Source organism: Ruegeria sp. BI7, from assembly GCF_056537925.1.
In genome coordinates this window covers 277,590-303,812 of the sequence record NZ_JBQFSK010000001.1, presented here as the reverse complement: position 1 = coordinate 303,812, position 26,223 = coordinate 277,590, and the positions used below count along the sequence as shown (strand labels likewise).

At 59.3% G+C, this 26,223-nt stretch carries 24 protein-coding genes; 1 reads left to right on the top strand and 23 read right to left on the bottom strand.

The window, feature by feature from the left end:
- Positions 1–98: 98 nt before the first annotated feature.
- The 15 genes from recN to ACR0JB_RS01465 form a co-directional block, all read right to left on the bottom strand.
- Positions 99–1,748 (bottom strand): DNA repair protein RecN, encoded by a 1,650-nt coding sequence (gene recN, locus ACR0JB_RS01535; protein ID WP_170395668.1) that lies wholly within the window; start codon positions 1,746–1,748, stop codon positions 99–101.
- Positions 1,749–1,783: 35 nt separating this feature from the next.
- The gene (locus ACR0JB_RS01530; protein ID WP_170360251.1) at positions 1,784–2,626 is read right to left on the bottom strand and encodes an outer membrane protein assembly factor BamD; all 843 of its coding nucleotides are present in this window, start codon (positions 2,624–2,626) and stop codon (positions 1,784–1,786) included.
- Positions 2,627–2,753: 127 nt separating this feature from the next.
- A complete protein-coding gene (gene lpxC / locus ACR0JB_RS01525) occupies positions 2,754–3,674 on the bottom strand; it encodes a UDP-3-O-acyl-N-acetylglucosamine deacetylase (RefSeq protein WP_170395666.1) in 921 nt (306 codons plus the stop codon).
- Between the two features lie 213 nt (positions 3,675–3,887).
- On the bottom strand, positions 3,888–5,498 hold the full coding sequence (gene ftsZ / locus ACR0JB_RS01520; RefSeq protein WP_170395664.1) for a cell division protein FtsZ: 1,611 nt from the start codon (positions 5,496–5,498) through the stop codon (positions 3,888–3,890).
- 349 nt (positions 5,499–5,847) lie between these two features.
- Positions 5,848–6,264: a hypothetical protein gene (locus ACR0JB_RS01515; RefSeq protein WP_367648171.1), complete on the bottom strand. Its 417-nt coding sequence runs from the start codon at positions 6,262–6,264 to the stop codon at positions 5,848–5,850.
- On the bottom strand, positions 6,251–7,585 hold the full coding sequence (gene ftsA, locus ACR0JB_RS01510) for a cell division protein FtsA (protein WP_170360645.1): 1,335 nt from the start codon (positions 7,583–7,585) through the stop codon (positions 6,251–6,253). Before ftsA ends, ACR0JB_RS01515 begins: the two co-directional genes overlap by 14 nt.
- A gap of 8 nt (positions 7,586–7,593) precedes the next feature.
- Positions 7,594–8,595 carry a cell division protein FtsQ/DivIB gene (locus ACR0JB_RS01505; protein WP_170395662.1) on the bottom strand — a complete coding sequence of 334 codons (1,002 nt, stop codon included), beginning with the start codon at positions 8,593–8,595 and terminating at the stop codon, positions 7,594–7,596.
- Positions 8,583–9,506, bottom strand: a complete 924-nt coding sequence (locus tag ACR0JB_RS01500) for a D-alanine--D-alanine ligase (protein ID WP_170395660.1) — start codon at positions 9,504–9,506, stop codon at positions 8,583–8,585. The genes ACR0JB_RS01505 and ACR0JB_RS01500 overlap by 13 nt, the downstream gene beginning before the upstream one ends.
- A gap of 101 nt (positions 9,507–9,607) precedes the next feature.
- Positions 9,608–10,537 (bottom strand): UDP-N-acetylmuramate dehydrogenase, encoded by a 930-nt coding sequence (gene murB, locus ACR0JB_RS01495; protein WP_170395658.1) that lies wholly within the window; start codon positions 10,535–10,537, stop codon positions 9,608–9,610.
- A 368-nt stretch (positions 10,538–10,905) separates the two neighbouring features.
- Complete coding sequence (locus ACR0JB_RS01490; protein WP_170395656.1) at positions 10,906–11,154, bottom strand: DUF2484 family protein; 249 nt, start codon at positions 11,152–11,154, stop codon at positions 10,906–10,908.
- The gene (locus tag ACR0JB_RS01485) at positions 11,151–11,399 is read right to left on the bottom strand and encodes a DUF2484 family protein (RefSeq protein WP_170395653.1); all 249 of its coding nucleotides are present in this window, start codon (positions 11,397–11,399) and stop codon (positions 11,151–11,153) included. The genes ACR0JB_RS01490 and ACR0JB_RS01485 overlap by 4 nt, the downstream gene beginning before the upstream one ends.
- A gap of 75 nt (positions 11,400–11,474) precedes the next feature.
- Positions 11,475–12,884: a UDP-N-acetylmuramate--L-alanine ligase gene (gene murC / locus ACR0JB_RS01480; protein WP_170504709.1), complete on the bottom strand. Its 1,410-nt coding sequence runs from the start codon at positions 12,882–12,884 to the stop codon at positions 11,475–11,477.
- Positions 12,881–13,978 carry a UDP-N-acetylglucosamine--N-acetylmuramyl-(pentapeptide) pyrophosphoryl-undecaprenol N-acetylglucosamine transferase gene (locus ACR0JB_RS01475; protein ID WP_170395649.1) on the bottom strand — a complete coding sequence of 366 codons (1,098 nt, stop codon included), beginning with the start codon at positions 13,976–13,978 and terminating at the stop codon, positions 12,881–12,883. Before ACR0JB_RS01475 ends, murC begins: the two co-directional genes overlap by 4 nt.
- Entirely contained in the window at positions 13,978–15,141 is a 1,164-nt protein-coding gene (gene ftsW / locus ACR0JB_RS01470; RefSeq protein ID WP_170348041.1) for a putative lipid II flippase FtsW, read from the bottom strand. The genes ACR0JB_RS01475 and ftsW overlap by 1 nt, the downstream gene beginning before the upstream one ends.
- A gap of 214 nt (positions 15,142–15,355) precedes the next feature.
- Complete coding sequence (locus ACR0JB_RS01465; RefSeq protein WP_170374536.1) at positions 15,356–15,691, bottom strand: cupin domain-containing protein; 336 nt, start codon at positions 15,689–15,691, stop codon at positions 15,356–15,358.
- Between the two features lie 181 nt (positions 15,692–15,872).
- Between ACR0JB_RS01465 and ACR0JB_RS01460 the strand changes: the two genes are divergently transcribed.
- Positions 15,873–17,051, top strand: a complete 1,179-nt coding sequence (locus ACR0JB_RS01460) for a BaiN/RdsA family NAD(P)/FAD-dependent oxidoreductase (protein ID WP_480789629.1) — start codon at positions 15,873–15,875, stop codon at positions 17,049–17,051.
- Here ACR0JB_RS01460 and ACR0JB_RS01455 read toward each other — a convergent pair.
- The 8 genes from ACR0JB_RS01455 to rsmH all read right to left on the bottom strand — a co-directional run bounded on the left by ACR0JB_RS01455 (position 17,048) and on the right by rsmH (position 26,221).
- Entirely contained in the window at positions 17,048–17,422 is a 375-nt protein-coding gene (locus ACR0JB_RS01455) for a glycine zipper family protein (protein ID WP_254440165.1), read from the bottom strand. The two genes, ACR0JB_RS01460 and ACR0JB_RS01455, sit on opposite strands and share 4 nt — an antisense overlap.
- Positions 17,423–17,527: 105 nt before the next feature.
- Positions 17,528–18,928 (bottom strand): UDP-N-acetylmuramoyl-L-alanine--D-glutamate ligase, encoded by a 1,401-nt coding sequence (gene murD / locus ACR0JB_RS01450; RefSeq protein ID WP_480789628.1) that lies wholly within the window; start codon positions 18,926–18,928, stop codon positions 17,528–17,530.
- 150 nt (positions 18,929–19,078) lie between these two features.
- Positions 19,079–20,161 carry a phospho-N-acetylmuramoyl-pentapeptide-transferase gene (mraY, locus tag ACR0JB_RS01445; RefSeq protein WP_425081001.1) on the bottom strand — a complete coding sequence of 361 codons (1,083 nt, stop codon included), beginning with the start codon at positions 20,159–20,161 and terminating at the stop codon, positions 19,079–19,081.
- Positions 20,162–20,185: 24 nt separating this feature from the next.
- Positions 20,186–21,580, bottom strand: coding sequence for a UDP-N-acetylmuramoyl-tripeptide--D-alanyl-D-alanine ligase (locus ACR0JB_RS01440; RefSeq protein ID WP_480789627.1), 1,395 nt, complete (start codon positions 21,578–21,580; stop codon positions 20,186–20,188).
- On the bottom strand, positions 21,577–23,058 hold the full coding sequence (locus ACR0JB_RS01435; RefSeq protein ID WP_170348031.1) for a UDP-N-acetylmuramoyl-L-alanyl-D-glutamate--2,6-diaminopimelate ligase: 1,482 nt from the start codon (positions 23,056–23,058) through the stop codon (positions 21,577–21,579). Before ACR0JB_RS01435 ends, ACR0JB_RS01440 begins: the two co-directional genes overlap by 4 nt.
- Positions 23,059–23,079: 21 nt before the next feature.
- Complete coding sequence (locus ACR0JB_RS01430; RefSeq protein ID WP_170577360.1) at positions 23,080–24,867, bottom strand: peptidoglycan D,D-transpeptidase FtsI family protein; 1,788 nt, start codon at positions 24,865–24,867, stop codon at positions 23,080–23,082.
- Positions 24,864–25,232, bottom strand: coding sequence for a cell division protein FtsL (ftsL, locus tag ACR0JB_RS01425; protein WP_170577358.1), 369 nt, complete (start codon positions 25,230–25,232; stop codon positions 24,864–24,866). The genes ACR0JB_RS01430 and ftsL overlap by 4 nt, the downstream gene beginning before the upstream one ends.
- A complete protein-coding gene (gene rsmH / locus ACR0JB_RS01420; protein ID WP_170410582.1) occupies positions 25,229–26,221 on the bottom strand; it encodes a 16S rRNA (cytosine(1402)-N(4))-methyltransferase RsmH in 993 nt (330 codons plus the stop codon). Before rsmH ends, ftsL begins: the two co-directional genes overlap by 4 nt.
- Positions 26,222–26,223 lie beyond the last annotated feature (2 nt).

Below are 26,223 nucleotides of genomic sequence, written 5' to 3'. Positions count from 1 at the left end.
GCACTCGGGGATCAAGGTATATTCCTTAGTAAGCCACGGATCCCCCTTATAAAAGTAGGATCGCGACGGTTTGAAAACCGGAAAGCGGCAAATTTACCTCAGGCGTCCAACAATGCGCGGGCGGCGGCGCGCGCCTCGTCCGTGATGGTGTCCCCTGCGACCATCCGGGCGATTTCATCCACACGGTCTGGTTCTGCCAGCGGGATAACGGTGGACAATGTCTGCCCGCCAGTTACCTGTTTTTGAACCCGCCAATGATGCGCCGCGCGGGCGGCAACCTGCGGCGAGTGGGTCACGACCAGAACCTGCCCCCCCTGTGCCAAAGACGCCAGACGGCGGCCCACCGCATCAGCAGTCGCCCCACCGACACCCCGGTCGATTTCATCAAAGATCATAGTGCGGGCGCTATCGTCGCCGGTCAGACACACCTTGAGCGCCAGCAAAAACCGGCTGAGTTCACCGCCCGAGGCAATCTTGTTCAACGGGCCAGACGGCGCGCCGGGATTGGTGGCAACGGTAAAGGCCACCGCATCGACCCCCTCAGGTCCGGGATCGGCGCCCGTGATTTCGGTTTGAAATACCGCACGCTCCATCTTCAACGGTGCAAGCTCGGTCATCACGGCCGCATCCAATTGCCCGGCCGCCTGTTGGCGCGCGGCGCTAAGTGCGGCGGCGGCGTTGTCATAGGTTTCCTGTGCAGCCGCAACCGCAGCACGCCGATCCGCCAAGTCGGCGTCACCCGCTTCCAAACGGGTCAGTCGATCACGCAGCGTGTCGGCAAAAACTACCAATTCGTCAGGCACCACATCATGCTTACGGGCCAACGCTCGGATGGCGAAAAGACGTTCTTCTGCGGCTTCAAGCTCAGCCGGGTTAAAATCCAAAGCTTGAAGGCAGGCGCTCACCCCGTCCTGCGCTTCACCCAATTCGATCAAGGCGCGCCCCAATGCGGCTATCGGGGCCTCAAGCTGCCCGCCCGCATTGTCGGACACGCCTTCCAACCAACGCACCGCGTCAGACATCGCCACCTCGGCCCCATCTGCGCCCAACAGGTCAAAAGCACGGGCAACGTCATCGCGAATGCGTTCAGCCCCTTGCATCATGCGCCGACGGGCATCCAATTCAGCATCCTCACCGGGCTGAGGGTCCAGCTTGTCCAGCTCGGCAACGGCGTGGCGCAGAAACTCCTCCTCGGCGCGCATGGCGGCCAGCGTCGCCTCGGTCTCGGCCAAATCCTTACGCGCGCGGGACATATCCATCCACGCCGCGCGCACTGCTGCCAGAAGCCCCTCTGCCCCCGCATAGTCATCCAGCATTGCCCTATGCCCGCGCGGGTTCAGCAACCCGCGATCATCATGCTGGCCGTGCAGTTCGATCAACGTCTCGGACAGGGCGCGCAGTACCTCACCGGAACAGCGCCGGTCATTGACCCAAGCGGTCTTGCGCCCCTCGGCTGTATTAACCCGGCGCAGGATCAGCTCCTCACTACCAGGCAAGCCTGCCTCGGCCAGAATCGCATGGGCGGGGTGGCCATCTGGCAACTCAAACTCGGCTACAACCTCCCCCTGCGCAGCGCCTTGCCGAACCAATTCAGCCCGCCCTCGCCAGCCCAGCACGAAACCCAGCGAATCCAGCAAGATCGACTTGCCCGCCCCGGTTTCACCGGTCAATGCGTTCAAACCCGGCTGAAACGTCAATTCCAGCCGATCAATGATCAGCATGTCGCGTATATCAAGGGCGCGCAGCATCGGGTCTTAGCGTCCCACGCCTTTAGCCATGACGATTACAACCACTCACCTTTGATGGTCTGACGGTAGATGGTGCTTAGCCAATTGTTTCCACGGCTCTTCAATTCCAACCCACGCGAGGTCAGCAATGCATAGCCCGCATCGTACCATTCCGACGATTGATAGTTGTAACCCAAGATAGCACCGGCTGACTGCGCCTCATCCACCAAGCCCAGCGACAGATAGGCTTCGATCAGACGATACAGCGCCTCAGCTGTGTGGGTTGTGGTCTGAAAATCTTCGACCACAACACGGAATCGGTTGATTGCTGCGGTATAGTGATCCTGACGCAGATAATAGCGCCCGATCTCCATTTCCTTACCAGCAAGATGGTCGAAGGCCAGATCGAATTTCAGAACCGCCGACGTGGCATATTCGCTATCAGGATAAACCTCGATCACTGTACGCAATGACTGCAGCGCCTGAAAAGTCAGCCCTTGGTCGCGGCCAACCTCGTCAATCTGGTCATAGTAGCTCAGCGCCAAAAGATACTGCGCATAGGCCGCATCTTCGTCTGTCGGATAAAAGTCGATATAGCGCTGCGCCGCTGCCCGGCTTTCTTCATAGTTCTTGTCCGTGTGGAACGAGAACGCCTGCATGATCAGCGCGCGCTTGGCCCAATCCGAATAGGGATACAAACGCTCAACTTCCGAGAAGTACCACGCCGCATCATCCGAGCGATTCTGCGACAGCTCAAACTCGCCGCGTGTGTAAATCTGTTCTGGCGTAAAGCCTTCCAGGTTCTGATTGCGGTCTGCGCCTTTTCCGCCGCATGCCGTCAAAACTGCTGTCAGAAGAATCGCGCCTGCGAATCTGACTGCCGCTTTGGTGCCAACCATTCCGCCTATCCTCGTCGTATTGCTTATCGGGGCACGCCCCGGATTGGCCTTTGGTCTAGCATAGATAATTCCGGGGCAAAACGCCTTAGTACACTCACTAGCGGAATTGTCGGCAGAGTTGATCCAATCAGGCGACTTCGGGGATTTCGTCCCAAACAAGGCCCTGACCCGGCAGACGCGCGGCCTGTTCGGGGGTACACAGTACCGGACGCACCGCACCAGGTGTTTCAAACAGCTTGCGCAGCAGCGTGTTGGTCATCGCGTGGCCGGATTTGTCGCCAGTGAAGTGACCCAGAATCGGGCCGCCCGCCAGGTAAAGGTCGCCCAGAGCATCCAGCATCTTGTGGCGAACAGCCTCATCCGCATGGCGAAATCCGCCAGGGGTCAGAACTTCGTCACCCTGTACAACGACAGCGTTTTCCAGTGTCCCACCCAGGGCCAGGCCGTTTTCGCGCATCGCTTCAACGTCTGTGCGGCGACAGAATGTGCGGCAATCGCTAAGCTCACGCGCGAACGAGCCGTTGCGCATGTCCAGCCTCTTGGTTTGATTTCCAATCGCGCCGTCTTCGAAATCGATATGGAAATCGATGATCAACCCATCCGCGGGCGCGATTGACGCGCTGGCGCCTTCGCGCGTGGCAGTGATGGGCTTGAGAACTTCGAACGCAAGAACAGGGCTGGCCTGACGTCGCACACCCTTGGTCATGATACCGCGCACGAAATCAATCGACGACCCATCCATGATCGGAACTTCGGGTCCGTCAATCTCAATCAGCGCGTTATGCACGCCGCATCCGGCGAGCGCGGCCATGATATGTTCGACGGTCGACACCGAAACATTTGCATCGTTCACCAGACGGGTGCAAAGCGGCGTCCGCTCGACCACGTCATAGATCGCGGGGATCAGTGCATTGCCCAGCTCGATATCCGTCCGTTTGAACCAGATGCCGTGACCGGCAGCTGCCGGTTTCAGGACCATCGTCGCAGGCTTGCCGCTGTGCAGCCCGACGCCTGTAAACGTGATCGGAGATTTGAGCGTATGTTGCAAGGTGAACCTCGGTGAGTGGTGTCCGGCCTTTTCGGTCCGTGTTGGACACTCACCTAAGGAAGCAAGCGTCAAGGCTCAACTCACTCTTTGTAACTGAATGAAACATGAATGTAACAGATCGGCAAAAGCCTGCTTACATACAGTTAAAGCCGTGTATTTCAAAAGAAAAGGGCCGCCAAAAGGCGACCCTAAGTCGTTAATTTGTTACCGTGATCAGTTGGCCTGACGACGCAAGAAGGCGGGAATTTCGATCCGATCCTGATCGGGGTCGGCCTCATCATGCGCAGGTGCCGTTGCGTCAGCTTGGCGCATCGGGGGCTGCTGGCGCACCGGCTGTGCCGGCGTATCGGCGGCGTGGCCGGTCATCCGGTCGATCAGGCGGTTAAAGCCGAACCGAGAACGATCCTGCCCTTCAGCCTGCGGTGCGGGTGCCGGTTGCGGTGCCTGTGGGCGCGGCGCCGCATACCCACGTTCAGAGGCCGGGACATTTTGTACAGCGGCCTGCAAACGCTGCAGCGCTTCGGGCGACGGTGTGCCTGCGGAGTGCTGTGGCTGCGGTGCTACAAAGCTTTCCGCCGCGGGTTCAACCGGTTCAGGTGTCGGCTCGAACTCAGCCACACGGGGCTGATAGGCCGGGGGTGGCAGACCGTCATCGTCACGCTCCACCTGCGGCTGCGCCGGTTCCTCGGCGGTTTCGAACAGCGAAGGTTCGCGGTTCACTTCTGGCTGGGGCGCGGGCTCCGCCACTTCGGCCACAGCAGCGGGGGTCTCATCCTGCTGCGCCTCTTCTGCGGAAACGGTGCGAGTCAGCGGCTCGGACATCGAGCGACGCGCAACCGGAACGTCGACGGGCTTTTCGCTGGCGTCGATACCAGTGGCCACAACCGACACACGCATACCGCCTTCCATCACGGTATCCAGGGTCGAACCGACGATGATGTTGGCCTCGGGGTCAACTTCCTCACGAATGCGGTTGGCCGCTTCGTCCAACTCGAACAGGGTCAGGTCGTGCGAGCCGGTGATGTTGATCAGCACGCCCTTGGCACCCTTGAGGCTGATTTCGTCCAGCAGCGGGTTGGCAATCGCCTTCTCAGCCGCCTGAACCGCGCGATCTTCACCGGTGGCCTCACCAGTGCCCATCATCGCCTTGCCCATCTCGTCCATCACGGCACGAACATCAGCAAAGTCGAGGTTGATCAGACCCGGACGGACCATCAGATCAGTCACACCTTTAACGCCCTGATACAGAACGTCATCCGCCATCGAGAATGCCTCGGTGAACGTGGTCTTTTCGTTGGCAAGGCGGAACAGGTTCTGGTTCGGAATGATAATCAGCGTGTCGACAACCTTTTGCAGCGCCTCAACGCCGTCTTCGGCCTGACGCATCCGCTTGGCGCCTTCAAACTGGAAGGGTTTTGTTACAACGCCAACAGTGAGAACGCCAAGCTCCCGCGCGGCCTGCGCGATGATCGGCGCCGCACCAGTACCGGTGCCACCGCCCATACCAGCCGTAATAAAGCACATATGTGCGCCAGCCAGATGGTCGACGATCTGCTCGATGCTTTCTTCGGCCGCCGCAGCGCCCACGGTCGGACGGGCCCCTGCCCCCAGACCTTCGGTCACTTTCACGCCCAATTGCACCCGCGCCGAAGACTGGCTTTGCTGCAGCGCCTGCGCATCAGTGTTGGCGACGACAAAATCAACGCCGTCCAGCTGTTTCTCAATCATGTTGTTGACAGCGTTGCCGCCCGCGCCACCAACGCCAAATACTGTAATCCGAGGCTTCAGTTCGTCGTGCCCGGGCATCGAAAGATTCAATGTCATGCTCTGTCCGCCTGTTTTATTGACCCGCCAAAGCGGTGTTTTTCTTACCTATCCGCTTACAATCCTACCGATCCAAACGGCAAAGGTCACGCCAAAAATCGCCGAATCCCACAAAATATGGAGGAAATAAGGCAGTCGTCAGCGGTATTTTGCATTCATTGCCAGATGTTGCGGATTGAACTCAATCCACCACAAAGCAAGCGACACACGCGCCGCAGTCAACATGCACGCCACTCGAGGGATTCACTGATTTTTAAGATGCGGAAAACTGCTCAGGTCCTGCCGCAGGGCCTCTGACGGGCCTTGTGGATATCTTGCGGGATAAGACCGCTGGCTGCAACCCATTTCTTTAGCTAATTGGGGTACTTGGGCAATTCAAACCGTCTTCGGTAATGCTGCGCACCTCTTGAATTTCGCGTCGGTTGAAGTTGGCAAGTCGCACCATAAGGCGGCCCTCGTGCTGAAAGGTCCACCAGCACACCGGCACGTCATCCGGGTCATCATCGTACAAAAAGCAGATCTGACCATTGGGTGTAGTGATCTGCCCATAGACACAACCCCGCCCCTCCATCCGCCAGACAGACAGTTTGGGGCTGAGAAATTCCTCGGTCCCCACCAGAAGGCCGCTGGGATAGTCGTGAAACGTAACGGTTTTACCCTGGACAGCAGCCAGAAATGCCTCAGGCGGTATCCGTGTCTGGGCGTGTGCGGCAAGCGGGGTTGCAACGACCAGCGCCGCAACGCTGACCGCTTTACCAATTGTCACGGAACCAGCGCATGGCGCGCTTGAAAGGTCGCGCGGCATAGGTATCGACTGGAATTTCGAAATCCCACCATTCGTCCTGCGGATGCGCAGCGAACAGGCTAAGCCCCACCGCTGACGAAAACCCCGGGCCTGTCGCCGATTGCGGCAGACCGTGAACACGCAAGGGTCGACCCAAACGCACTCGCTGGCCCAGAATGCGGGTCGCGAGGCCATCCAACCCCATGATCTGACTGCCGCCGCCTGTCAAAACGATCTGCTGGCTGGGCATATGCTCAAATCCGGCGGCATCCAAACGCACACGCACTTCTTCCAGAATCTCTTCGACGCGAGGGCGCATGATACCGATCAACTCGGCCCGACTGACGGTGCGGCGGTCGTGTTCCCAATCACCGGTATCACCACCAATATCGATCAGGTCGCGGTCGTCAGCGCCAGTCGCGTGGACACCTCCGTTAAAGGTCTTGATCCGTTCGGCCACAGCCGCCGGAACACCCAGTCCCATCGAGATATCGGCGGTCACGTGGTCGCCGCCCATACGCACGCAATCGGCATAGATCATGTGTTTTTTCATGAAAATCGACACGCTGGTTGTACCGCCACCCATATCGATACAAGCGGCACCCAACTCTTGTTCGTCCTCAACCAGGGCCGAGACGCCAGACACGTAGGCCGAGTTCGCGATCCCTGCCAGTTCCAGATCGCAGCGTTTGATGCAGCGCACGATGTTCTGGATCGCGACGGCATCGACGGTCAACATGTGCATGTCGACCGCAAGGCTTTGGCCCATCTGCCCGCGCGGATCGATCAGCCCCGAGCGGTTATCCAAGGCAAAATTCACCGGCTGGGCATGCAACACTTCGCGCCCTGCCCCGTAATCGGGCACGTCGCAAGCGTTCAAAACACGGCCAACCTCGGCCTCGGACACAACCTGACCTTCCAGATCAACCTGAGCGTCCAGACCATAAGAACGCGGGTTTGCGCCCGAGAAACAGGCGATTACGTGATCCACCCGGATATCAGCCATCTTCTGCGCCGCCTGCAACGCGGTACGGATGGCGCGTTCGGTTTCCTGCATGGCAGTGACTTCACCAAACTGCACACCACGCGACCGCGTGGTCGCAGCGCCAATCACCCGAAATCCGGTTTGACCGGCCAGGGACCCGATGCTGTTATCTTCGCTCAAGCGGTTTGCGCCATCAAAGCGCAGCACAAGGCAGGCAATCTTGGAACTGCCGACATCCAGAATGGCGACAACACCGCGTTGCATCGCCTGCCTGCGCATCTGCCGCATGGCCCGTTGGGACTGATAAAGATCGGTCATCATATTCGTTACTGCCCGTTACCCACTGTCACTTTTGTATTCCACCAGTCTTCGCTGGCCGCTTTAGTCATTCTTATTGTCGGGCGCTGCCCAAGCCGCATGTCCACCACGGCCACGTCACGCTCCAACAGGTCCTGCACTTCGTTCACGGCAAGCACACGTTCCAACGCGCGCACCGGGCGTTCGGTTGGCAACATGATGCGTTGGCCGCGATCCAGAACCAGATCCCAACGTCGCTCGCCAATCCGCACCAGACCGCGAACCCGGCCACCCAAGCTGCGGGCAGTGGTCACCAGTTGCAACGCCTCGGCCACATGGGCATCCGCACCCTTGCCTGCGATCAGCGGCAGGTTGGTGTGTTCCTTACGCGAAGCGATGCGTTCCACATGCGCGCCGGTTTCATCCAACAGTTCGATCCCGCGGCGCGTGCGCCAGACGATGACGGGCTGACGCTCTTCAACATCCACTTGCAAAATACCACCTGGGCGCACCCGGACCGAGGCGGATTTGACCGGGTCCAGTCCGGTGATCGTGTCGCGGATCTGTTCGACATCCAGATCCCAGGAGCTTATCGGGAAATCCAACGGCACCACTTCGCGGATGTCTTCAGACAGATTGGTACCCGCGCCATCAATCGCCATCAGATTGACCATGAATTCAGGCCGCTGCTGGATCGAGGTCTTGATGTCGGCCACATAGGCCACCACAGCCTCGCGCCGCTCGGCCGAGCCGAAATAGATCCCGGCCGCAGCGCAAAGCGCGAATATGGGCAAGCCAACCCGCAAACCCCGGCGCACACCCGGCGTCAGCATCCAACGCTGCAATCGGTAATTCAGCCGCGACGGCGCCGGATCAAAGTGTTGCGATTTGTTACCGAACAGCTTGACCCCACTCAGCCGCAGCTTTGGTTCTACCTCGGACCTCGCGCCCGAGCCAAAATCCGCATCCGGTCCGGCCAGCGGTTTTGATCGGTGGATCACCGGCGCACGAGTGGCCCTTAGCGGTCGCATGAGGCGTCCTCCACCATCCACGCGCAAAGCTGGCCAAAGCTCATGCCGAAATGCTCGGCCTGTTCTGGCACAAGCGACGTTGGTGTCATCCCGGGTTGCGTGTTGGTTTCCAGCAGGAACAGCCCGTCATCCCCCATGCCGTCATCCCAACGAAAGTCAGTGCGGCTTACCCCCTTGCACCCCAACGCATCATGAGCGCGCAATGCGTAATCCAGGCAACGGTCAAAGATGTCCTGTGGGATTTCAGCTGGCAGCACATGCCAGGACCCGCCTGGCTTGTATTTGGCGTCATAGTCGTACCAACCACCATCGGTCATGATCTCGGTCACGGTCAGCGCGCGGTCACCCATCACGGTCACTGTCAATTCACGACCTGCGATGTATTTCTCGACCATCACGAATTCAGGCATATCCTCGGACAGTTGCGGCGGGCCGTTTGACCCTTCATGCACGATATAGATGCCGACGCTGGAGCCTTCGTTATTGGGCTTGGCGACGTAAGGGGGTTCCATCACGTGAACCTCGATCACCTCGACCTTGGGCACGATCACGCTGGGTACTACGGGCAGATCTACGGCCTGATACACCTCTTTGCTGCGTTGCTTGTCCATCGCCAGCGCCGAAGCCAGCACGCCGGAATGCGTGTACGGAATCCGCATCCACTCCAGCAGACCCTGCACGCAACCATCCTCACCCCAGCGGCCATGCAGGGCGTTGAAAACCACATCTGGTTTGATGTCTAAAAGGCGCGCGTAAAGATCGGGACCTGCGTCCAGCTCTACTACTTCAAAGCCTTCTCCCCGCAGGGCGGCTGCGCATTCGCGCCCAGAGCTGAGAGACACCTCGCGTTCCGCCGAGGGGCCACCCATCAATACCGCCACTTTGGGGTTTGTCCTGCTCGACTTACCCACTTAGCGCCTCAATGTCCCAGGACCTTATGTAGTGGTCCGTACTGCGTTATGCCTTTGATCCGTCGCCTGAATTTGCCTGTTATGGTCTGACGGTTGGGGCTTTATTCTTTCAGCGGATCACCGACCCGCATGATTTCCCACTCTAGCGTGATGCCGCTTGTTTCGTAAACCTTTTTTCGCACCTCTTCGCCCAGACCTTCCAAGTCAGAAGCCGTGGCAGAGCCGGTATTGATCAGGAAGTTCGAGTGCTTGGGGCTCATTTGCGCCCCGCCCCGCGATGCCCCGCGCATACCGGCATCGTCGATGACTTTCCAGGCCTTGAGGTCATGCACGTCATCAGCGCGACCCGTGGACGAAAAACCCGCCGGGTTGCGAAAGGTCGAACCGGCACTGCGGTCCTTTGTCGGTTGGGTTTCGTCACGCTTTTGCAATTGCGCGGCCATGCGGGTGTGCAATTCCTCGGGATCACCAGCCGGACCTTCGAAGGTAGCGGAAACCAATACCGCCCCGTCGGGCAGATCGGACTGACGGTAACGAAAGTTCAGATCCTCTGGGCTCAGGTCCAGAACCTCACCCTGTCGCGTGACGATGGTGGCCTTGCGCAGCACATCCGCTGTGTAGCTGCCATAGCATCCCGCATTCATCCGCACAGCCCCCCCGATCGAGCCGGGAATGGTGCGCAGAAACGTCAGGTCCACACCCGCATCCGCCGCCTTGCGCGCCACATGCGCATCCAGCGCTGCCGCGCCAGCAGTGACGGTGTTGTCATCGACCGAAATACCGTTGAACCCGCGCCCAAGCCGGATGACCACCGCGCGCAACCCGCCATCCCTGACAATCAGGTTCGAGCCGACGCCCATCGGAAAGACGGGAACCGCTGCGGGGAGATCGCGCAGAAAATGCTGCAAATCTTCAATATCAGCAGGCTGAAACAAATAGTCCGCCGGGCCGCCAACGCGCAGCCAGGTTAAGTCATTAAGAACCCGGTTTTCCGAGAGTTTGCCACGAGGCTTGGGAAGCAATTGGTTCATTGTGCTCTGGTAATCTGCTTGGGTGGCATTGTCACTCAGTTACTTGGATTTATTGTTCCACTGAGCCAGAACCCGGTGCAGCCCCCCCGGCAACAAAGCCAATGCATTGGAAGGCAATCAACGGAATGGAAACCGCAAGCACGTAGATCACAATCCAAGCGTCTATCAAGCCGGTTCGTTCCTCGATATATACTGGCTCAAAATGTATTCGGGTCACAAAGCCGTAAAGCCCTGATGCAATCAAAAACGAAAGCAAAATGAGTGGGCCGCGAAGTTTGCCTGCTTTCGTGCGCAGATGTGAAAATAAACTACAATAACAGAAACTAATACAAGCACGCAGAGAAACGCGAGTACTTTGGGGTCCAATTCTATTCTCCGACCATACGTCGCACCCAACGCCCTAAATAGATCACTGGCCAGCGCAATACGGACATGCCGGCCGCCATGACGATCAATCCGATCCAAGGCCCATTCTGAAGCGTCACATACCCCAAGATCGGAATGCCCACTGCAATCAGCATATAAGCCCGCGTCCAGTGGTTGTCTTTGCTAGGGATCATCGCCAACACATTCGCGGCAATTCCCCAAAGCGCGGCAAGGGCGATGGACAAGTTCATTTCTGAACCTCCGCACCGGTCCAACGGCGCCAGTAAAACCGGATGGGATTGCGGAACATGGATACAAAGGCAGCGCTAGCCAACAACCCAAACACCCAGCCATGGTCATGGCCCAGCCAGACAATCAGAGCAGGCGCCAAGACGAATAACACAACTCCCGGCGGGAATTGCAGACGCATCGGCAACATGGCCACAATCGTCGAGGCCACGACCCACAAGGCTGCAAACATTACCGAATATGCCAATTTCCCCTCCGAGGACATCCCGTCTGCGATTGCGACGCCGCACTTTATAGTTGCATTAGACGAGAGTCCATTGCCTCAGACCGCCTGTTTTTGCTGCAATCGAGCGGGCAATCCGTTGGCCCAGGCACTGATCGTGCCTGCGCCCAGGCAGACGACCATATCTCCGGGACGCGCCTGTTCGCGAACCAGACGTTCAAGATCGCCTTCGTCCAGCAATGCGCGGGCGTGGCGATGGCCGTGGCGGATCAGGCCCTGCACAAGATCATCGCGGGATGCACCCTTGATCGGGTCCTCTCCGGCAGCAAAAATATCGGCGATAGCGACAACATCAGCATCGTTGAAACACGTGCAGAAATCATCAAACAGATTGGACAGGCGGGAATAGCGATGCGGCTGATGCACGGCGATGACCCGTCCCTCGGTCGCCTGACGGGCGGCTTTCAGCACAGCAGCAATTTCCACAGGGTGATGGCCGTAATCGTCAATGATGGTGACCCCATCAACCTCACCCACCTTGGTAAAGCGGCGGTTCACGCCACCGAAATTGGCCAGCGCATCACGAATTTCCGAGGTCTTCATACCTAGGTGCCGGGCCACGGACGCCGCAGACAAGGCATTCGAGACGTTGTGATCACCGGGCATCGGCAAGGTACAGCCTTCGATCACCGTGTCTTCGTATTGCAGATGGATGTCGAAATGCGCGATGCCGCCTTTGTAAGTCAGGTCAACTGCACGTACATCGGCCTGCGCATTGAAACCATAGGTCCGCACGCGCCGGTCAGTGATGCGGCCAACCAGCGTCTGCACCTCGGCATGATCGGTGCAGCACACGGCCAAACCGTAGAAAGGCAAGTTCGACACAAACTCGTAGAAACCGTCGCGCAACTTGTCGAAGTCGCCCCAGTGTTCCATATGCTCGGGGTCGATATTGGTAACAATGGCAATGGTCGCAGGTAGACGATTGAACGAGCCGTCGGATTCGTCGGCCTCGACCACCATCCATTCGCCCTGTCCCATCCGCGCGTTGGAGCCATAGGCGTGGATGATCCCGCCATTGATCACGGTCGGGTCGAAATCGCCTGCCACCATCAACTCGGCCATCATGGTGGTGGTGGTTGTTTTACCGTGGGTACCGGCGATCGCGATGTTGGACTTCAGGCGCATCAATTCGGCCAGCATGTCGGCCCGGCGTACAACCGGCAGTCCGCGCGCGCGGGCGCCGTCCAATTCCGGGTTGCCCGGTTTGATCGCGGTCGACACCACTACTACGGCGGCGTTTTCCAGGTTCTCGGCGCGTTGGCCGACAAAAATCTCGCCCCCCAAGCTGGCCAGACGGTCAGTGATTTTCGAGGCCTTCAGGTCCGACCCCTGCACCCGGTAGCCAAGGTTCAGCAGCACCTCGGCAATGCCCGACATCCCGATCCCGCCGATCCCTACGAAATGGATCGGCCCTACATCTTGCGGCAGTTTGGTTGCAGGATTCATGCGGTCTCCTTCTGCGCCAGTTGCTCGACAAGGGCCGTCAGACGCTCGGTTGCGTCCGGAGCTCCGGTCGAAAGGGCGGCATGGGCCATTTTTTGCGCGGCTTCAGGGTTAGTCAGAACTGCGGTGATTTGCTCGGTCAGCGAGGAAACGTCAAGGGCGTTTTCAGGAATCATGATCGCCCCACCCGCCTGTACCAGCCCGCGTGCATTGGCGGTCTGGTGGTCGCCAGCGGCAGCCGCAAACGGGATCAGGATCGAGGGTCGCCCGATGACCGAAATATCGGCAACGCTTGACGCCCCCGAGCGCGAGATAACCAACTGTGCATCCGACATGCGGCGGGGAACGTCGTGAAAAAACGGTTTGACCTCGGCACGGATGCCATGGTCGGCGTAGAACGCCGTGACCCGTTCGCCATCTTCGTCACGTGCCTGATGGGCAACGCGAATATGGCCGCGCAGCAATTCGGGCAAAGCTGCAATCGCGCCGGGCACCACATCGCTGAGGATGCGCGCGCCCTGCGATCCCCCCATCACCAGGATCGACATCGGGTAATCTCCGGGCGGAATGTAACCCGCCGCCGCGCGTTCAAGAACGGCGGCCCGAACCGGATTGCCAGTATGGATGCCCTTTGCCCCCTCGGGCAGGTCCGTGGGCCAAATACCGCAAGCTACCTGAGACACGCGGGTCGCAAACAGCTGGTTTACCCGTCCCAGAATACCGTTCTGTTCATGGATCATGCGCGGGATTTTCAACATCGTTGCCGCGCCGAGCGCCGGGATCGAAGGGTAACCGCCAAATCCGACAACCACATCCGGCCGGTCGCGCATCATCTGCAATGACATGCTGGTCACGCCACCCGCAATCTTGGGTCCGACCAGCGCCTTTGCGGCCAAACCACCACGCGCGAAAGTGGCCGAGGACGCCTCGACAATTTCGGTCGAGTGCGGGAAGCCACTGGTATACCGTGCGCCGCGCGTATCGGTAGACAGGCGCACGCGCCAACCTTTTTGCAGCATCGCCTCGGTCAGCGCCTGTGCCGGGAACATGTGGCCCCCGGTGCCGCCGGCTGCAATCAGAAGGTAGGGTTTGTTCATTAACCTCGTCCGCGCAGAATATCGCCAAGCTCGCCCTGTGGGCGGGTGCGGGTGAAGGCCAACAACATGCCAACCGCGATGCCGCCCGCAATCAGGGATGAACCACCATAACTGACAAACGGCAGCGTCATGCCCTTGGCGGGCAACAGCCGCACCGCAACGCCCATATTGATCATCGCCTGCACGCCGAACATGCAGGCCAGACCGGTGCCTGCCAGACGGATGAACATGTCCCGCTCGCGCATCAACCGCAGCAGCGAGCGTACAACTATGATCGAATAGAGCGCGATGATGATCAGCACCAGGATCAGGCCGTATTCCTCAGCCGCGACAGCGATGATAAAATCGGTATGCGCATCGGGCAGCGACCATTTCACCTGCCCCTCGCCCACGCCAACACCGAACAATCCACCTTCGCGAATGGCGTTGGTGGCATAGCCCAGCTGCGTGGTCGGATCGACCTCTTGGTTCAGGAACCCGTCGATGCGGCGGGCAAAGTGTTCCGAGTTCGAATAGGCCAGCATACCGCCCAGCACGACCGCCCCGGCCATACCCAGCAGAAGCAGCATAGGTGCCCCTGCCACAAAATACATCACGCCCCAGCCAAACAGGATCAGACAGGCTTGACCGAAATCAGGTTGCAACACCAGCATGCCAACGATGGCCATGCACAGCGCAAAGGACCATAACCGCCCCGGAGGACCGTTGATTTCCTGCGACGCGGCCAGCAACCATGCGGCCACGACAATAAAGCCGGGCTTTAGAAACTCGGATGGCTGCATCGAGGCAAAGCCCAGCGAATACCAACGCACCGCCCCCTTGCCGAAATCGGTGCCAAAGACCGGCAGAAACGCCAGCGCCACAAACGACGCAAGAAAGCCCAGCACTGCCAGACGCCGCACCAGTGTCGGGGACATCATCGAGGTCAGCAGCATCGCAACCAGGGCCAGCCCGCCAAAGATCGCCTGCCGTTCGACATAGTGGAACGGGTCAAACCCGTTGCGCCCAGCCAGTGGCGGCGACGAGGCCAGCCCCAGCAACAGCCCAATGACAAACAGGATCAGCACACAGGACATGGTCCAGCGATCAATCGTCCGCCACCACTTTGGTAGAATCGGTTCTCCGCGCTGGTCCTGGACCGCGCCATACACCATCTCAGTCATGAGATACCGCCACTTACTGCCTCGTTCACGCCCCGTTTTCGGGATCTGATTGAGAGTCTACAGACATTTTTGCGTTTGGGCTAGCGGAATGAGCGGGTATGCGGAAAACGGCCCGTCAGTGGCGGTTACCTCAGCAATTGGACAAACGGCCCCAATCCCATCGCAGTATCAAAGGGGCTGAATAATGCCCGCGCAGGACAGCGCAGAATTTACTTCACTCTTTGATTGGATACCGATCCGGCTCTTCAAACACGTCGATCACACGGGTCCCGGCCTTGATCTGCCCGCCGTGTTCCACCCCGGCCGGAATCGAATAGCTGTCACCGGGACGGTAGGTTTTGGTAACTCCTCCGATAGTCAGCTCGACCTCACCTTCGATGACCGTTCCCCATTGGGCCCCATGTGAATGCAATGGAAGCTCCATATCCTGAAGAAACGTAAAAAACGCCGCGAGGCCGGCGTCAGATCTTATGACCGCCGTCTGCACGACATCCTCGGGGAAAGGCACATCCAACTTTGGAAACGCAGTAATAAAGTCCGGAAATCGCATCCATTCATCCTTTTTCGAAAACGCGCGTCAAAAGGGCAGCATGTCAGCGCGTTGGGTAGCTGGCAATCTGTATTTCTACTGAACAAAGCGCTTCACGTGCAGTGACGCATGAAGGCTTTAGCAACGTGCCGAAACCGCGCTGGCTCTTGCCTTCCTTCCAATTCCACGCCATGCGCAGCCCATGACATATGACACGATCATCCTCGGTGCCGGTGCAGCCGGTATGATGTGCGCGATCCATTGCGGTGGGCGCGTTTTGGTGATCGATCATGCAAAAGCGGCCGGAGAGAAAATTCGCATCTCAGGTGGCGGGCGTTGCAATTTCACCAACATGTACGCCGGGCCGGGCAACTTCCTGTCGCAAAACCCGCATTTCTGCAAGTCGGCCTTGGCGCGATATACACAGTGGGATTTCGTTGACCTGGTCGGGCGCCACGATATCGCGTGGCATGAAAAAACCCTTGGCCAATTGTTCTGCGACGGGTCCTCGAAACAGATCATTCAGATGCTGTTGACCGAAATGGAGCGCGCCGGGGCCGATCTGTGGGTGCGTACCGAGTTGAAAGATTTGCGCAAGATCGAGGCCGGTTTCGCGCTGGAGGTCGAGCGCGAAGGGCAGCGCCTCAGCCTGACTTGCACCAATCTGGTTCTGGCAACGGGCGGTAAGTCGATCCCCAAGATGGGTGCAACCGGCTTGGCCTATGATATCGCCCGCCAGTTCGGTCTGCGGATCACCGACACACGCGCAGCATTGGTGCCGTTCACCTTCTCGGACGGGAAATTCAAGGACCTTTCCGGCGTGTCCCTGCCGGCACGCCTGTCAAACGAGCGCACCAGCTTTGACGAGGCGCTGCTGTTCACCCATCGCGGCCTCAGCGGGCCATCGGTGCTGCAATTGTCTTCTTATTGGCGCGAGGGTGAGGCGATCCGGGTCAACCTGATACCCGATCTTCCCCTTTTCGACCTGCTGCGCGATCAGCGGCAGAGCGGGGGCCGCAAGGCCCTGACCACCGAACTTGCCCGCCACTTGCCAACACGGCTGGTGGAGTACCTAAGCCAGCATATTCCGATGCAGGGCAACCTGGCCGACCAATCCGACGCGGCACTGACCGATTTAATTACGGCCCTGTCCAATTGGCCACTGACCCCTTCGGGCACCGAAGGTTATCGCACCGCCGAGGTCACCCTGGGCGGGATCGACACTGATGATCTGTCGTCAAAAACGATGGAGGCCAGGGATGTCCCCGGCCTCTATGCGATTGGCGAAGCGGTGGATGTCACCGGTTGGCTGGGCGGTTACAATTTCCAATGGGCGTGGTCCTCGGGCCACGCTGCTGGAGTTGCAATCGCAACCCGTTAGCCGACGACGTTATAGCCACGTCCGCGCATACAGTTGCGCACGATGACTTCTTTATTCTGGTTCTTGTTGATCACGTCCGCACCGGCACCGACCAGAGCGCCAGCGACCGCTGCACGACCCAGATTGTCGCTGCTGTCCTGAACGATCCCGGTAACCGCAGCCGCACCTGCCGCGCCGATTGCGGCGTTCCCGGCGGTGGAGCCATCAACGCTGGCTTGCGATGCAGCCAGCTGTTGGCATTGCTGCAGATCCACGTTGTAGTTCGGGCCAATCGGGCCATCGACAATCGGCTGATAATTGGCACCAACATTCGTGCAGGCGCCAGCCACCAAAATGGCGGGTAGGATCAGAGAAAACTTACGGTATGGCATAGTCATTACCTCGTGTTGAATTTGCCCGGAGCCAAACGTAATTGTCACGGCGCGTCAAGCTGATAGCACTGTAGCTTGGCCCAACTGGCGGTCTATTGCAAATGACTATCCCGCCAACCGCTGCCGAACCTGTTCAGCGAAGTCCTCTCCGCGCTGTTCAAAATTGTCATACTGATCGAAACTTGCCGCTGCAGGGGCCAGCAGCACCGTCTCTCCCGGTTGCGCATCTGACATGGCCTGCGCCACGGCTTCGGCCATTGTGGTGCAGACCTGCGCCTCGGCTTCAAGTTGAAGCGCGAAATTGGCAGCTTCGCGCCCGATCACATAAGCCTTGAGCACCTGATCCGCAGCGCCGTTCAACGCTGAAAGACCACCCTCTTTTTCCAGCCCCCCACAAATCCACCGGATCTTTTTAAACGCGTTCAACGCCTTCAGCGCGCTGTCTACATTAGTGGCCTTGGAATCGTTCACATAGGTCACGCCGTCCACTTCGGCGATAATCTGGCTGCGATGCGGCAAGCCGGGATAGCTGTGCAGCGCATCCTCAATTACGCGCGGCGCCAGCCCCAACGCGCGGCAGGCAGCATAGGCGGCACAAGCGTTCTGATGGTTATGAACGCCGGGCAGGCCCTTGATCTGACGCAGGTCGATTGACCCAGCCTGCCGCCCCTTGCGGTACTCCGACAAGAACCCCTTGCGTGCAAAGACCTGCCACCCCGGCCCGGTCAGTTTGCGCGCCACCGAGACACGGATGACCCGGTCGTCAGTCGGCCCTTCGGACAGCTGGCCCGCCAGAAACGCGCCTTCGTTTTCATCCACACCGATCACTGCGCGATCCGGTCCGCCCTCGGCAAATAACCGGCGTTTGGCTGCGAAATAGCCCCCCATCCCGCCATGCCGATCCAGATGATCAGGCGAGAGGTTGGTGAACACCGCCACATCCGGCGTCAACGCGCGGGCCAGATCGGTCTGATAGCTGGACAACTCCAACACAACCACCGACCCGTCTCCACCCGGATCAATGTCCAGTACTCCGCGGCCGATGTTTCCGGCCAGCTGTGCCTCACGCCCGGCTTCGGTCAGGACGTGATGAATCAATGCTGCAGTGGTTGATTTCCCGTTTGACCCAGTCACCGCAATAACGCGAGGCGGAGTGTCATAGTTGTTCCATTCCGACCCGGCAAAGGATCGGAAGAACAGCCCAATATCGTTGTCCACCGGCACTCCGGCGTCCAGCGCAGCAGCCACTATCGGGTTCGGTTCGGGATAGAGATGCGGAATTCCCGGCGACACGATCAGCGACGCGATGTCGTCAAACGCCCCGTGGCGGTGCAAATCGGCGCAAGTGAAACCTTCTGCCTCGGCTGTTTCGCGAGCGGCGGGATTGTCATCCCAACAGACAGGCTCAGCCTTACCTGCCCGCAATGCACGGGCCGTGGCCAGACCCGATCGGCCAAGCCCCAGAACCGCAACCTTTTGCCCTGAAAACCCTTTGACCGGGATCATGCCGCCCACCTTCTTCTGACGTCCAATTGGCCGTCACACTGCGCAGAAGAAAACTCTATTGGCAAGGGCAACAAAAGGCTCGCGCGTCAGCGCGAGCCGGGCTCAACAGGTGGCAGGTGGACCGCAGGTCCGCCAAACCTGGCGGGAGCGTTACCGGACTTTCAAAGTCGCCAGACCAATCATCGCCAGGATCAGCGAGATGATCCAGAACCGGATCACAATGGTCGGCTCGGCCCACCCCTTTTTCTCATAGTGGTGATGGATTGGTGCCATCAGAAACACGCGGCGACCGGTGCGTTTGAAGTACAGAACCTGAATAATCACACTCAGCGCTTCCACAACGAAAAGCCCACCGACAACGGCCAGTACCAGCTCGTGCTTGGTGGCCACAGCAATTGCACCTAGCGCGCCGCCCAAAGCCAGCGAACCGGTATCGCCCATGAACACAGCCGCGGGTGGCGCGTTGTACCACAGAAACCCAAGCCCCGCGCCAAACAGTGCCGAGGTAAAGATGAAAATCTCCCCCGTACCCGGCACGTAATGCACGTCCAGATATTCGGTAAAGTCGACCCGACCGACCGCATAGGCAATGATGCCAAGTGTCGAGGCCGCAATCATCGCTGGCATAATCGCCAGCCCGTCCAGCCCATCGGTCAAGTTCACGGCGTTGGCCGCGCCCACGATCACAACAATTGCGAACGGAATGTAAAAAATACCCAAATTGACCAGCGTATCCTTGAAGACCGGCACGGCCAGCTGGTTCTGCAGCGCCTCGGGATGATGCAGGGTGGCCCAAAGCGAAGCCAGAACCGCGATGATCACCCCCAGCGCCATTCTCATCTTTCCGGACACACCCTTAGTGTTCTGCTTGGACACCTTGGCATAGTCATCTGCAAAACCGATTGCCGCATAAGCCAGCGTCACAAACAACACCATCCAGACATAAGGATTGTCCCACCGCGCCCAGACCAGCGTTGAGGTCACCAGCGCACCAACGATCAGCAACCCGCCCATGGTTGGCGTACCAGCCTTGGAAAAATGCCCCTCAGGACCGTCGTCTCGGATCGGCTGACCTTTACCCTGTTTCCTGCGCAATACGTTGATCAGCGGCTTGCCGAAGATAAAGCCAAAGATCAACGCGGTCAGAAAGGCTCCGCCCGCACGGAAGGTGATATAGCGGAAGAGGTTAAAGAAATCCCCCCCATCCGACAGGGCGGTCAACCAATAGAGCATGTCAAAACCTTTCTCATGCGGAGGTCATGGGTCAAGCGCGCTCCCTTGCCCCATTTTCCGCAAACCGTCAACAATCTGAGCCAGCGCCATGCTCAGCGACCCTTTGGCCAGAACCGTATCGCCTGCCCGGATCAAATCCGGCAGATGCGCGGCCATTTCGGTGCTTGTTTCACTCCACAACCCGCGCTTGCCCTCGGGCAGCGCTGCATGCAGAGCCTTCATCAACGGACCGATACAGTGAACCTGATCGACCTGCGCCATTGCCGCGACATCCGCCATTCCGGAATGCATGGCGATTTCCTGTGTGCCCAACTCTTTCATATCACCCAAAAAAGCGACCCGGCGTGTGCCCTGCGCCGCAGCCAGCACATCCAACGCGGCCTCCATCGAGGTGGGGTTAGCATTGTAGCTGTCGTCCAACAGCTCGATCTGCCCTCCCGCCGCCAGCGGCAGCACCTCGCGCACGCCCCGCCCTTTGACCGGAGACCATTGGCGCAGACCTGCGATGGCTTCATTAAGATCAACACCCATTTCAACACAGGCCGCCAATGCACCCAGCGCATTCATGGCAAAATGCGTACCCGCCGATTGCACGTCATAGGTGATGGTGGCATCCCCAACCGCAGCTTCCGCACGCACCGAGTCGCCTCCTTGCGAGACATCAGTCAAAGCGTAATCTGCAGCCTTACGGCCAAAATCAACGATACCGGCCCCGTAGTCCTGCGCGATCTGACGCAAAATTTCTGCGTGTTCGATATCTGCATTCACGATGGCCGCTCCACCGGGCTCGAGCCCTTCGAAGATTGCAGCCTTTTCCTGAGCGATACCCGCAACCGAATCGAACGCCTCAAGATGGACCGCCGCAACTGTCGTCACCAACGCCACATGCGGGCGTGCCTGACGCGCCAACGGGGCAATCTCTCCGGGATGGTTCATGCCGATCTCGATCACGGCGAATTCAATGTCGCGCGGCATCCGAGCCAGCGTCAGGGGAACGCCCCAATGGTTGTTATAGCTGGCCACGCTGGCGTGGGTTTTTCCCTGCTTTTCCAATATGGTCGCCAGCATTTCCTTGGTCGAGGTCTTTCCGACGCTGCCGGTAACACCCACCACGCGCGCGTCGGTTCGGGCGCGGCCTGCTTGCCCCAATGCCTCTAACCCGGTCTGAACATCATCGACTATCAACAGCGGAGCGTCTTTCGAAACACCTTCGGGAATGCGCGACACCAATGCAGCACCCGCACCTTTTTCCAACGCCTGCGCCACAAAATCATGCCCGTCACGCTCGGCTTTGAGAGCAACGAACAAATCGCCCGGCTCAATGGTCCTGGTGTCGATCGATACGCCATTTACCGCCCAATCGGTCGTGGCGCGCCCTCCGGTGGCCTCGGCCGCCTCGGCTGCTGTCCAAAGCGTCATGCCACCCTCCCGTCCAGCGCGGCCACACTGATACTGGCCTGTTCCACATCATCAAACGGCAACACCTGATCACCGACGATTTGCCCAGTCTCATGGCCTTTTCCGGCGATCAACAGCGCGTCACCGGGTTGCAGAGCGTCAATGCCGCGCAGGATAGCTTCGGCCCTATCGCCCACTTCGGTGGCCTCCGGCGCACCCAGCAGAACAGCGGCGCGGATCGTGGCCGGGTCCTCGCTGCGTGGGTTGTCGTCGGTGACAAAGACAAGATCCGCATGATCGGCGGCTGCCTTACCCATCAGCGGGCGCTTGGTGGCATCCCGATCCCCACCCGCGCCGACAATGGCGATCAAGCGACCCATGACATGCGGCCGCATCGCCTTGAGCGCCGTTGCCACCGCGTCCGGCGTATGGGCGTAATCGACAAATACCGCCGCGCCGTTGTCACGGGTCGCAGCCAGCTGCATTCGGCCCCGAACGGTTGTCAGGTGCGGCAAGGTTTCGAACACACGCTCGGGCTCTTCCCCGGCAGCGATAACCAACCCGCAGGCCAGCAGGATATTCTCGGCCTGAAACCCTCCGATCAGGTTCAGACGGGTTTGGAGTACCTTCCCTTGCCACGAGAACCGCAAATCCTGCCCCGTCGCGTCAAAGCGCTGACCGATCAGACACAGATCGGCATCGCCCAGCCCGACAGTCAATACACTTTGACCCCGCGCTTCGGCAATTTTGCGAACCTCGACACCTTTTGGGTCGCTCATGTTGATTACCACGGTGCCGTCCTGTGGCAACACACGATCGAACAATCCCGCCTTGGCGGCGAAATAGGCCTCGAAGGTTTCGTGATAGTCCAGGTGATCCTGCGTGAAATTCGAAAAGCCCGCAGCGGCCAGATGCACGCCATCCAGACGGCGTTGTTCGAGCCCGTGCGAAGACGCCTCCATCGCGGCATGGGTCACGCCGTTTTCCGCAGCTTCGGCCAAACAGCGGTGCAAGGTAATCGGCTCGGGCGTGGTATGCGCCAGCGGTGCGGTCCACGCACCCTCAACCCCTGTTGTTCCAAGATTGACGGCGGCCAGTCCAAGCTCCATCCAAATCTGGCGTACAAATGTGGCCACGGACGTTTTTCCGTTTGTCCCAGTGACAGCCACGATGTGCTGCGGCTGGGCCCCAAACCAAAGCGCGGCACATCCGGCCAGCGCTTGACGGGGGTCTTCAACCACGATCAAAGCAGCGTCCGATGCGGCCAGTTCCTCCGCCGCTATTTCAGCGCCTTCGGCATCTGTCAGGATCGCAGCGGCCCCCATACGCAGGGCGAATTGTATGAACTCTCCACCATGTACGCGGGTGCCGGGAAGCGCAGCGAACAGATAGCCATCCTTCACCTCACGGCTGTCAACGGCCAGTCCGGTAATGTCGGGATTCGCCCCGCCCCGCGCAGTCAGGGCCAGTTGGCTAAGTGTTTTCGTCCTTGTGCCCATGACCCACCTCTGCTGGACAGCCTAATTTGAGGTCAGGGTTATAGCAGCGCGCGCCTCAGGCTCAAGCCGGGGACGCAACCCAAGTAGCGGGGCAATCCGTCCGATCAGCTCGGCAGCCACGGGAACTGCCGTCCAACCCGCCGTCCGCCGCTTTTCGCCGTAGGCCACGATGGACGGTTCATCCAGAGTGACGATCAACACATATTTCGGATCATAGGCCGGGAAGATCGTCGCGAACGTCGCGATTACCTTTTCATCATAATACCCACCGCGCGGCTTGGGCTTATCCGCCGTGCCGGTCTTACCCGCCACGTCATAGCCTGCAACATCGCCAAAGCTGGCAGTGCCATCTGTCACCACACGGCGCAGCATGTTCTGCGCCTGTTTCGCGGCGCTTTCGGACATGACTCGCGGCCCGTATTGAGCACCATTTTTGCGCAGAATGGTCGGGCTGACATAATGCCCGCCATTGGCTATCGCTGCATATCCGGCTGCGAGATGCATCGGGCTGGTCGATAGGCCATGACCGTAAGAAATGGTCACCGTACTCAGCTCGCCCCATTTCTTGGGCTTGAGCGGTTCACCGCCTGCGGCCTCGACAATTTCAAAGGGGGTGGGTTCGAACATGCCCAGCGCCTCAAGGAAATCCTGCTGACGACGCGACCCGATCTGCAAGGCCAATCGGCCCGTGCCACGGTTCGAGCTGTGGACGATCACATCCGCAACGCTGATCTTACCATAGTTCTTGCCGTTGAACTCACCAATCGGGAAACGCCCGATCCGCATCGGACCAGAGGTGTCGATGATTGTCTCAGAATTCACTAACCCCAACTGAACAGCCTGCGCGGCAGTAAAGATTTTGAATACCGAGCCCAGCTCATAAACGCCCTGCACATAGCGATTGAACAATGGGCTGTCCGACGGATCAAATCCCGAGGTTGGCGGGCGCGGACGGTCGTTCGGATCGAAGGACGGCAGCGACGCGGCCGAGATGACCTCGCCCGTGTGTACGTTCATCAGCACCGCCGAGGCCCCTTTGGCGTTCATGATCTTCATGCCGCCATACAAAACCTGCTCAACCGCTGCTTGAATGGTCAGGTCCAGCGAAAGTTGCAGCGGTTTGTTGCCGTTGGCCGGGTCACGCAGATAATCGTCGAATTGCTTCTCGACCCCCGCCACGCCGATAACTTCGGCGGCGCTGACGCCTTCGCGGCCAAAGCCCGAACCACCCAGAATATGCGCGGCCAGACGCCCATTCGGATACAACCGCATCTCGCGCGGGCCAAATAAGATGCCGGGATCGCCGATATCATGCACCGCCTGCTTCTGTTCCGGTGAGATACGTTTCTTGATCCACAGGAACTTACGATTACCGGTGAAATCTTTGACCAGACGCTCTTTTTCCAGATCAGGGAAAATCGCCACCAGCTGATCTGCAGCGGCGACTGGGTCGATCATTGCAGGCGGCTGGGCATAGACAGAATAGGTGTCCAGATTTGTCGCCAGAATGCGCCCCTCGCGATCCACGATATTGGCGCGCTGCATCGCAATCGCAGCACCGGGGGCGCTTGCCAGCGGCTCTTGTGCCTCGGACGTCGCAAGCATGCCCATTCGGACCCCGACCACCGAGAAAGCGCAGAAGAAGAACAGGCCCAGCACCAGCAAACGCCCTTCGGCGCGGGCGCGGGCGCGATCTTTCATGTCTTCGTGACGCTGACGGATGTTTTCCCGCTCGATCGCCTTTGGGTTTTCGCCGCGGGCGCGAGCGTCAAGAACACGGGCCAGGGGGCGCAGAGGGGTACGGGTCATGGGATCTGCACCTCGCCCAGCGCCTGAGTACTGGTGATGGCCTGCAACTCGACCGGGTCGACGATAGGCAGGTCCGGGTCCTCGGCGTAAGAAATCTGATCAGCGCGTCCGAATTGTTCGGCGCGCAGCGGCAACAGGCCCAGACGTTCAAAGTTTAGGTCGGCCAATTCGCGCAGCCGGTCGGGACGGTTCAGGTAAGCCCATTCGGCGTTCAAAACGGCCAGCCGCACCTGCGCCATGCCAATCTCGCGCTGTAGATTCTGTGTTTCCTTCACCACTTGCTGGGTGCGGTAGTTCTCTTGATACGCCCAAAGCGCCAGTCCGAACACGGCCAGAGCAGTCAACACATACAAAACACTCTTCATTTTGCCCTTCCCCCCAGTTGCGGCATCCCAATGGCGCGGGCATCAATTTCCCCTGCCGGAGCCTCAGTCCGTACCGCCACACGCAGCTTGGCCGAGCGCGCACGCGGATTTTCCTGCAATTCCTGTTCATCCGGACCCACAGCTTTGCGAGTCTTGAGCGTGAACTGCGGCAGTTCTTGTTCCATTTCAGGTGCATAGCGATTGGCACGCCCCGTCTTGCCTGCGCGGGACTGAAAGAACCTTTTGACCATCCGATCCTCGATGGAATGGAAAGTCACAACAGCCAGTTGCCCGCCTGGCTTCAACGCGCGTTCGGCAGCCATAAGCCCCTGAAACAGCTCTTCATATTCCGCGTTCACTGCAATCCGCAGCCCCTGAAAGCTGCGCGTTGCCGGGTGCGACTGCCCCGGTTTGGGGCGCGGCAAGCAAGATTCGATGATCTGAACCAGACGCAGGGTCGTCGTAATCGGCTCATCCGCCCGCGCTTTCACAATCGCCTTGGCGATCCGTCGGCTAGCGCGTTCTTCACCATAGTGGAACAGAATATCGGCCAGCTGGGCCTCGGTCGCCGTGTTCACCAGATCGGCGGCGCTCTCACCCTCCTGGCTCATTCGCATGTCCAGCGGACCGTCCTTCATAAAGGAAAAGCCACGCTCGGCTTGATCCAACTGCATGGACGAGACGCCAAGGTCCAGCACCACGCCATCCAGATCTTGCGCGTATTCATCCATGCGGGAAAACACCCCGGGCTGCATAACCAACCGGTCGCCATAGCCACCTGCCCAGTCTGCCGCCATCTCAAAGGCCAAGGGATCACGGTCCACGCCAATGACTTTGTCAGCCCCGGCCTCCAGTAGGCCACGCGTATAACCACCCGCCCCAAACGTTCCATCAAGCCAAGCACCGGAAACCGGCGCCACAGCCGCCAGCAATGGGCGCAGCAGAACAGGGATATGAGGTTTGTCGGACGGGGTGTCAGCGCCGGCCATGC

Excerpts from the sequence above, each read along its gene's own strand:
- ACR0JB_RS01530 (WP_170360251.1), bottom strand. The coding sequence starts at position 2,626 with ATGGTTGGCACCAAAGCGGCAGTCAGATTCGCAGGCGCGATTCTTCTG.
- murC (WP_170504709.1), bottom strand. The coding sequence starts at position 12,884 with ATGAATCCTGCAACCAAACTGCCGCAAGATGTAGGGCCGATCCATTTC.
- rsmH (WP_170410582.1), bottom strand. The coding sequence starts at position 26,221 with ATGGCCGGCGCTGACACCCCGTCCGACAAACCTCATATCCCTGTTCTG.
- ACR0JB_RS01505 (WP_170395662.1), bottom strand. The coding sequence starts at position 8,595 with ATGCGACCGCTAAGGGCCACTCGTGCGCCGGTGATCCACCGATCAAAA.
- mraY (WP_425081001.1), bottom strand. The coding sequence starts at position 20,161 with ATGCTCTATTGGTTGACCGCCCTGTCGGATGGGGGGGATTTCTTTAAC.
- ACR0JB_RS01430 (WP_170577360.1), bottom strand. The coding sequence starts at position 24,867 with ATGACCCGTACCCCTCTGCGCCCCCTGGCCCGTGTTCTTGACGCTCGC.
- murD (WP_480789628.1), bottom strand. The coding sequence starts at position 18,928 with ATGATCCCGGTCAAAGGGTTTTCAGGGCAAAAGGTTGCGGTTCTGGGG.
- ACR0JB_RS01465 (WP_170374536.1), bottom strand. The coding sequence starts at position 15,691 with ATGCGATTTCCGGACTTTATTACTGCGTTTCCAAAGTTGGATGTGCCT.
- ACR0JB_RS01440 (WP_480789627.1), bottom strand. The coding sequence starts at position 21,580 with ATGACGCTTTGGACAGCAGCCGAGGCGGCCGAGGCCACCGGAGGGCGC.
- ACR0JB_RS01490 (WP_170395656.1), bottom strand. The coding sequence starts at position 11,154 with ATGAACTTGTCCATCGCCCTTGCCGCGCTTTGGGGAATTGCCGCGAAT.
- murB (WP_170395658.1), bottom strand. The coding sequence starts at position 10,537 with ATGAACCAATTGCTTCCCAAGCCTCGTGGCAAACTCTCGGAAAACCGG.
- ACR0JB_RS01455 (WP_254440165.1), bottom strand. The coding sequence starts at position 17,422 with ATGCCATACCGTAAGTTTTCTCTGATCCTACCCGCCATTTTGGTGGCT.
- ftsW (WP_170348041.1), bottom strand. The coding sequence starts at position 15,141 with ATGACTGAGATGGTGTATGGCGCGGTCCAGGACCAGCGCGGAGAACCG.
- ACR0JB_RS01475 (WP_170395649.1), bottom strand. The coding sequence starts at position 13,978 with ATGAACAAACCCTACCTTCTGATTGCAGCCGGCGGCACCGGGGGCCAC.
- ACR0JB_RS01460 (WP_480789629.1), top strand. The coding sequence starts at position 15,873 with ATGACATATGACACGATCATCCTCGGTGCCGGTGCAGCCGGTATGATG.
- recN (WP_170395668.1), bottom strand. The coding sequence starts at position 1,748 with ATGCTGCGCGCCCTTGATATACGCGACATGCTGATCATTGATCGGCTG.
- ACR0JB_RS01435 (WP_170348031.1), bottom strand. The coding sequence starts at position 23,058 with ATGGGCACAAGGACGAAAACACTTAGCCAACTGGCCCTGACTGCGCGG.
- ftsL (WP_170577358.1), bottom strand. The coding sequence starts at position 25,232 with ATGAAGAGTGTTTTGTATGTGTTGACTGCTCTGGCCGTGTTCGGACTG.
- ftsA (WP_170360645.1), bottom strand. The coding sequence starts at position 7,585 with ATGACCGATCTTTATCAGTCCCAACGGGCCATGCGGCAGATGCGCAGG.
- ftsZ (WP_170395664.1), bottom strand. The coding sequence starts at position 5,498 with ATGACATTGAATCTTTCGATGCCCGGGCACGACGAACTGAAGCCTCGG.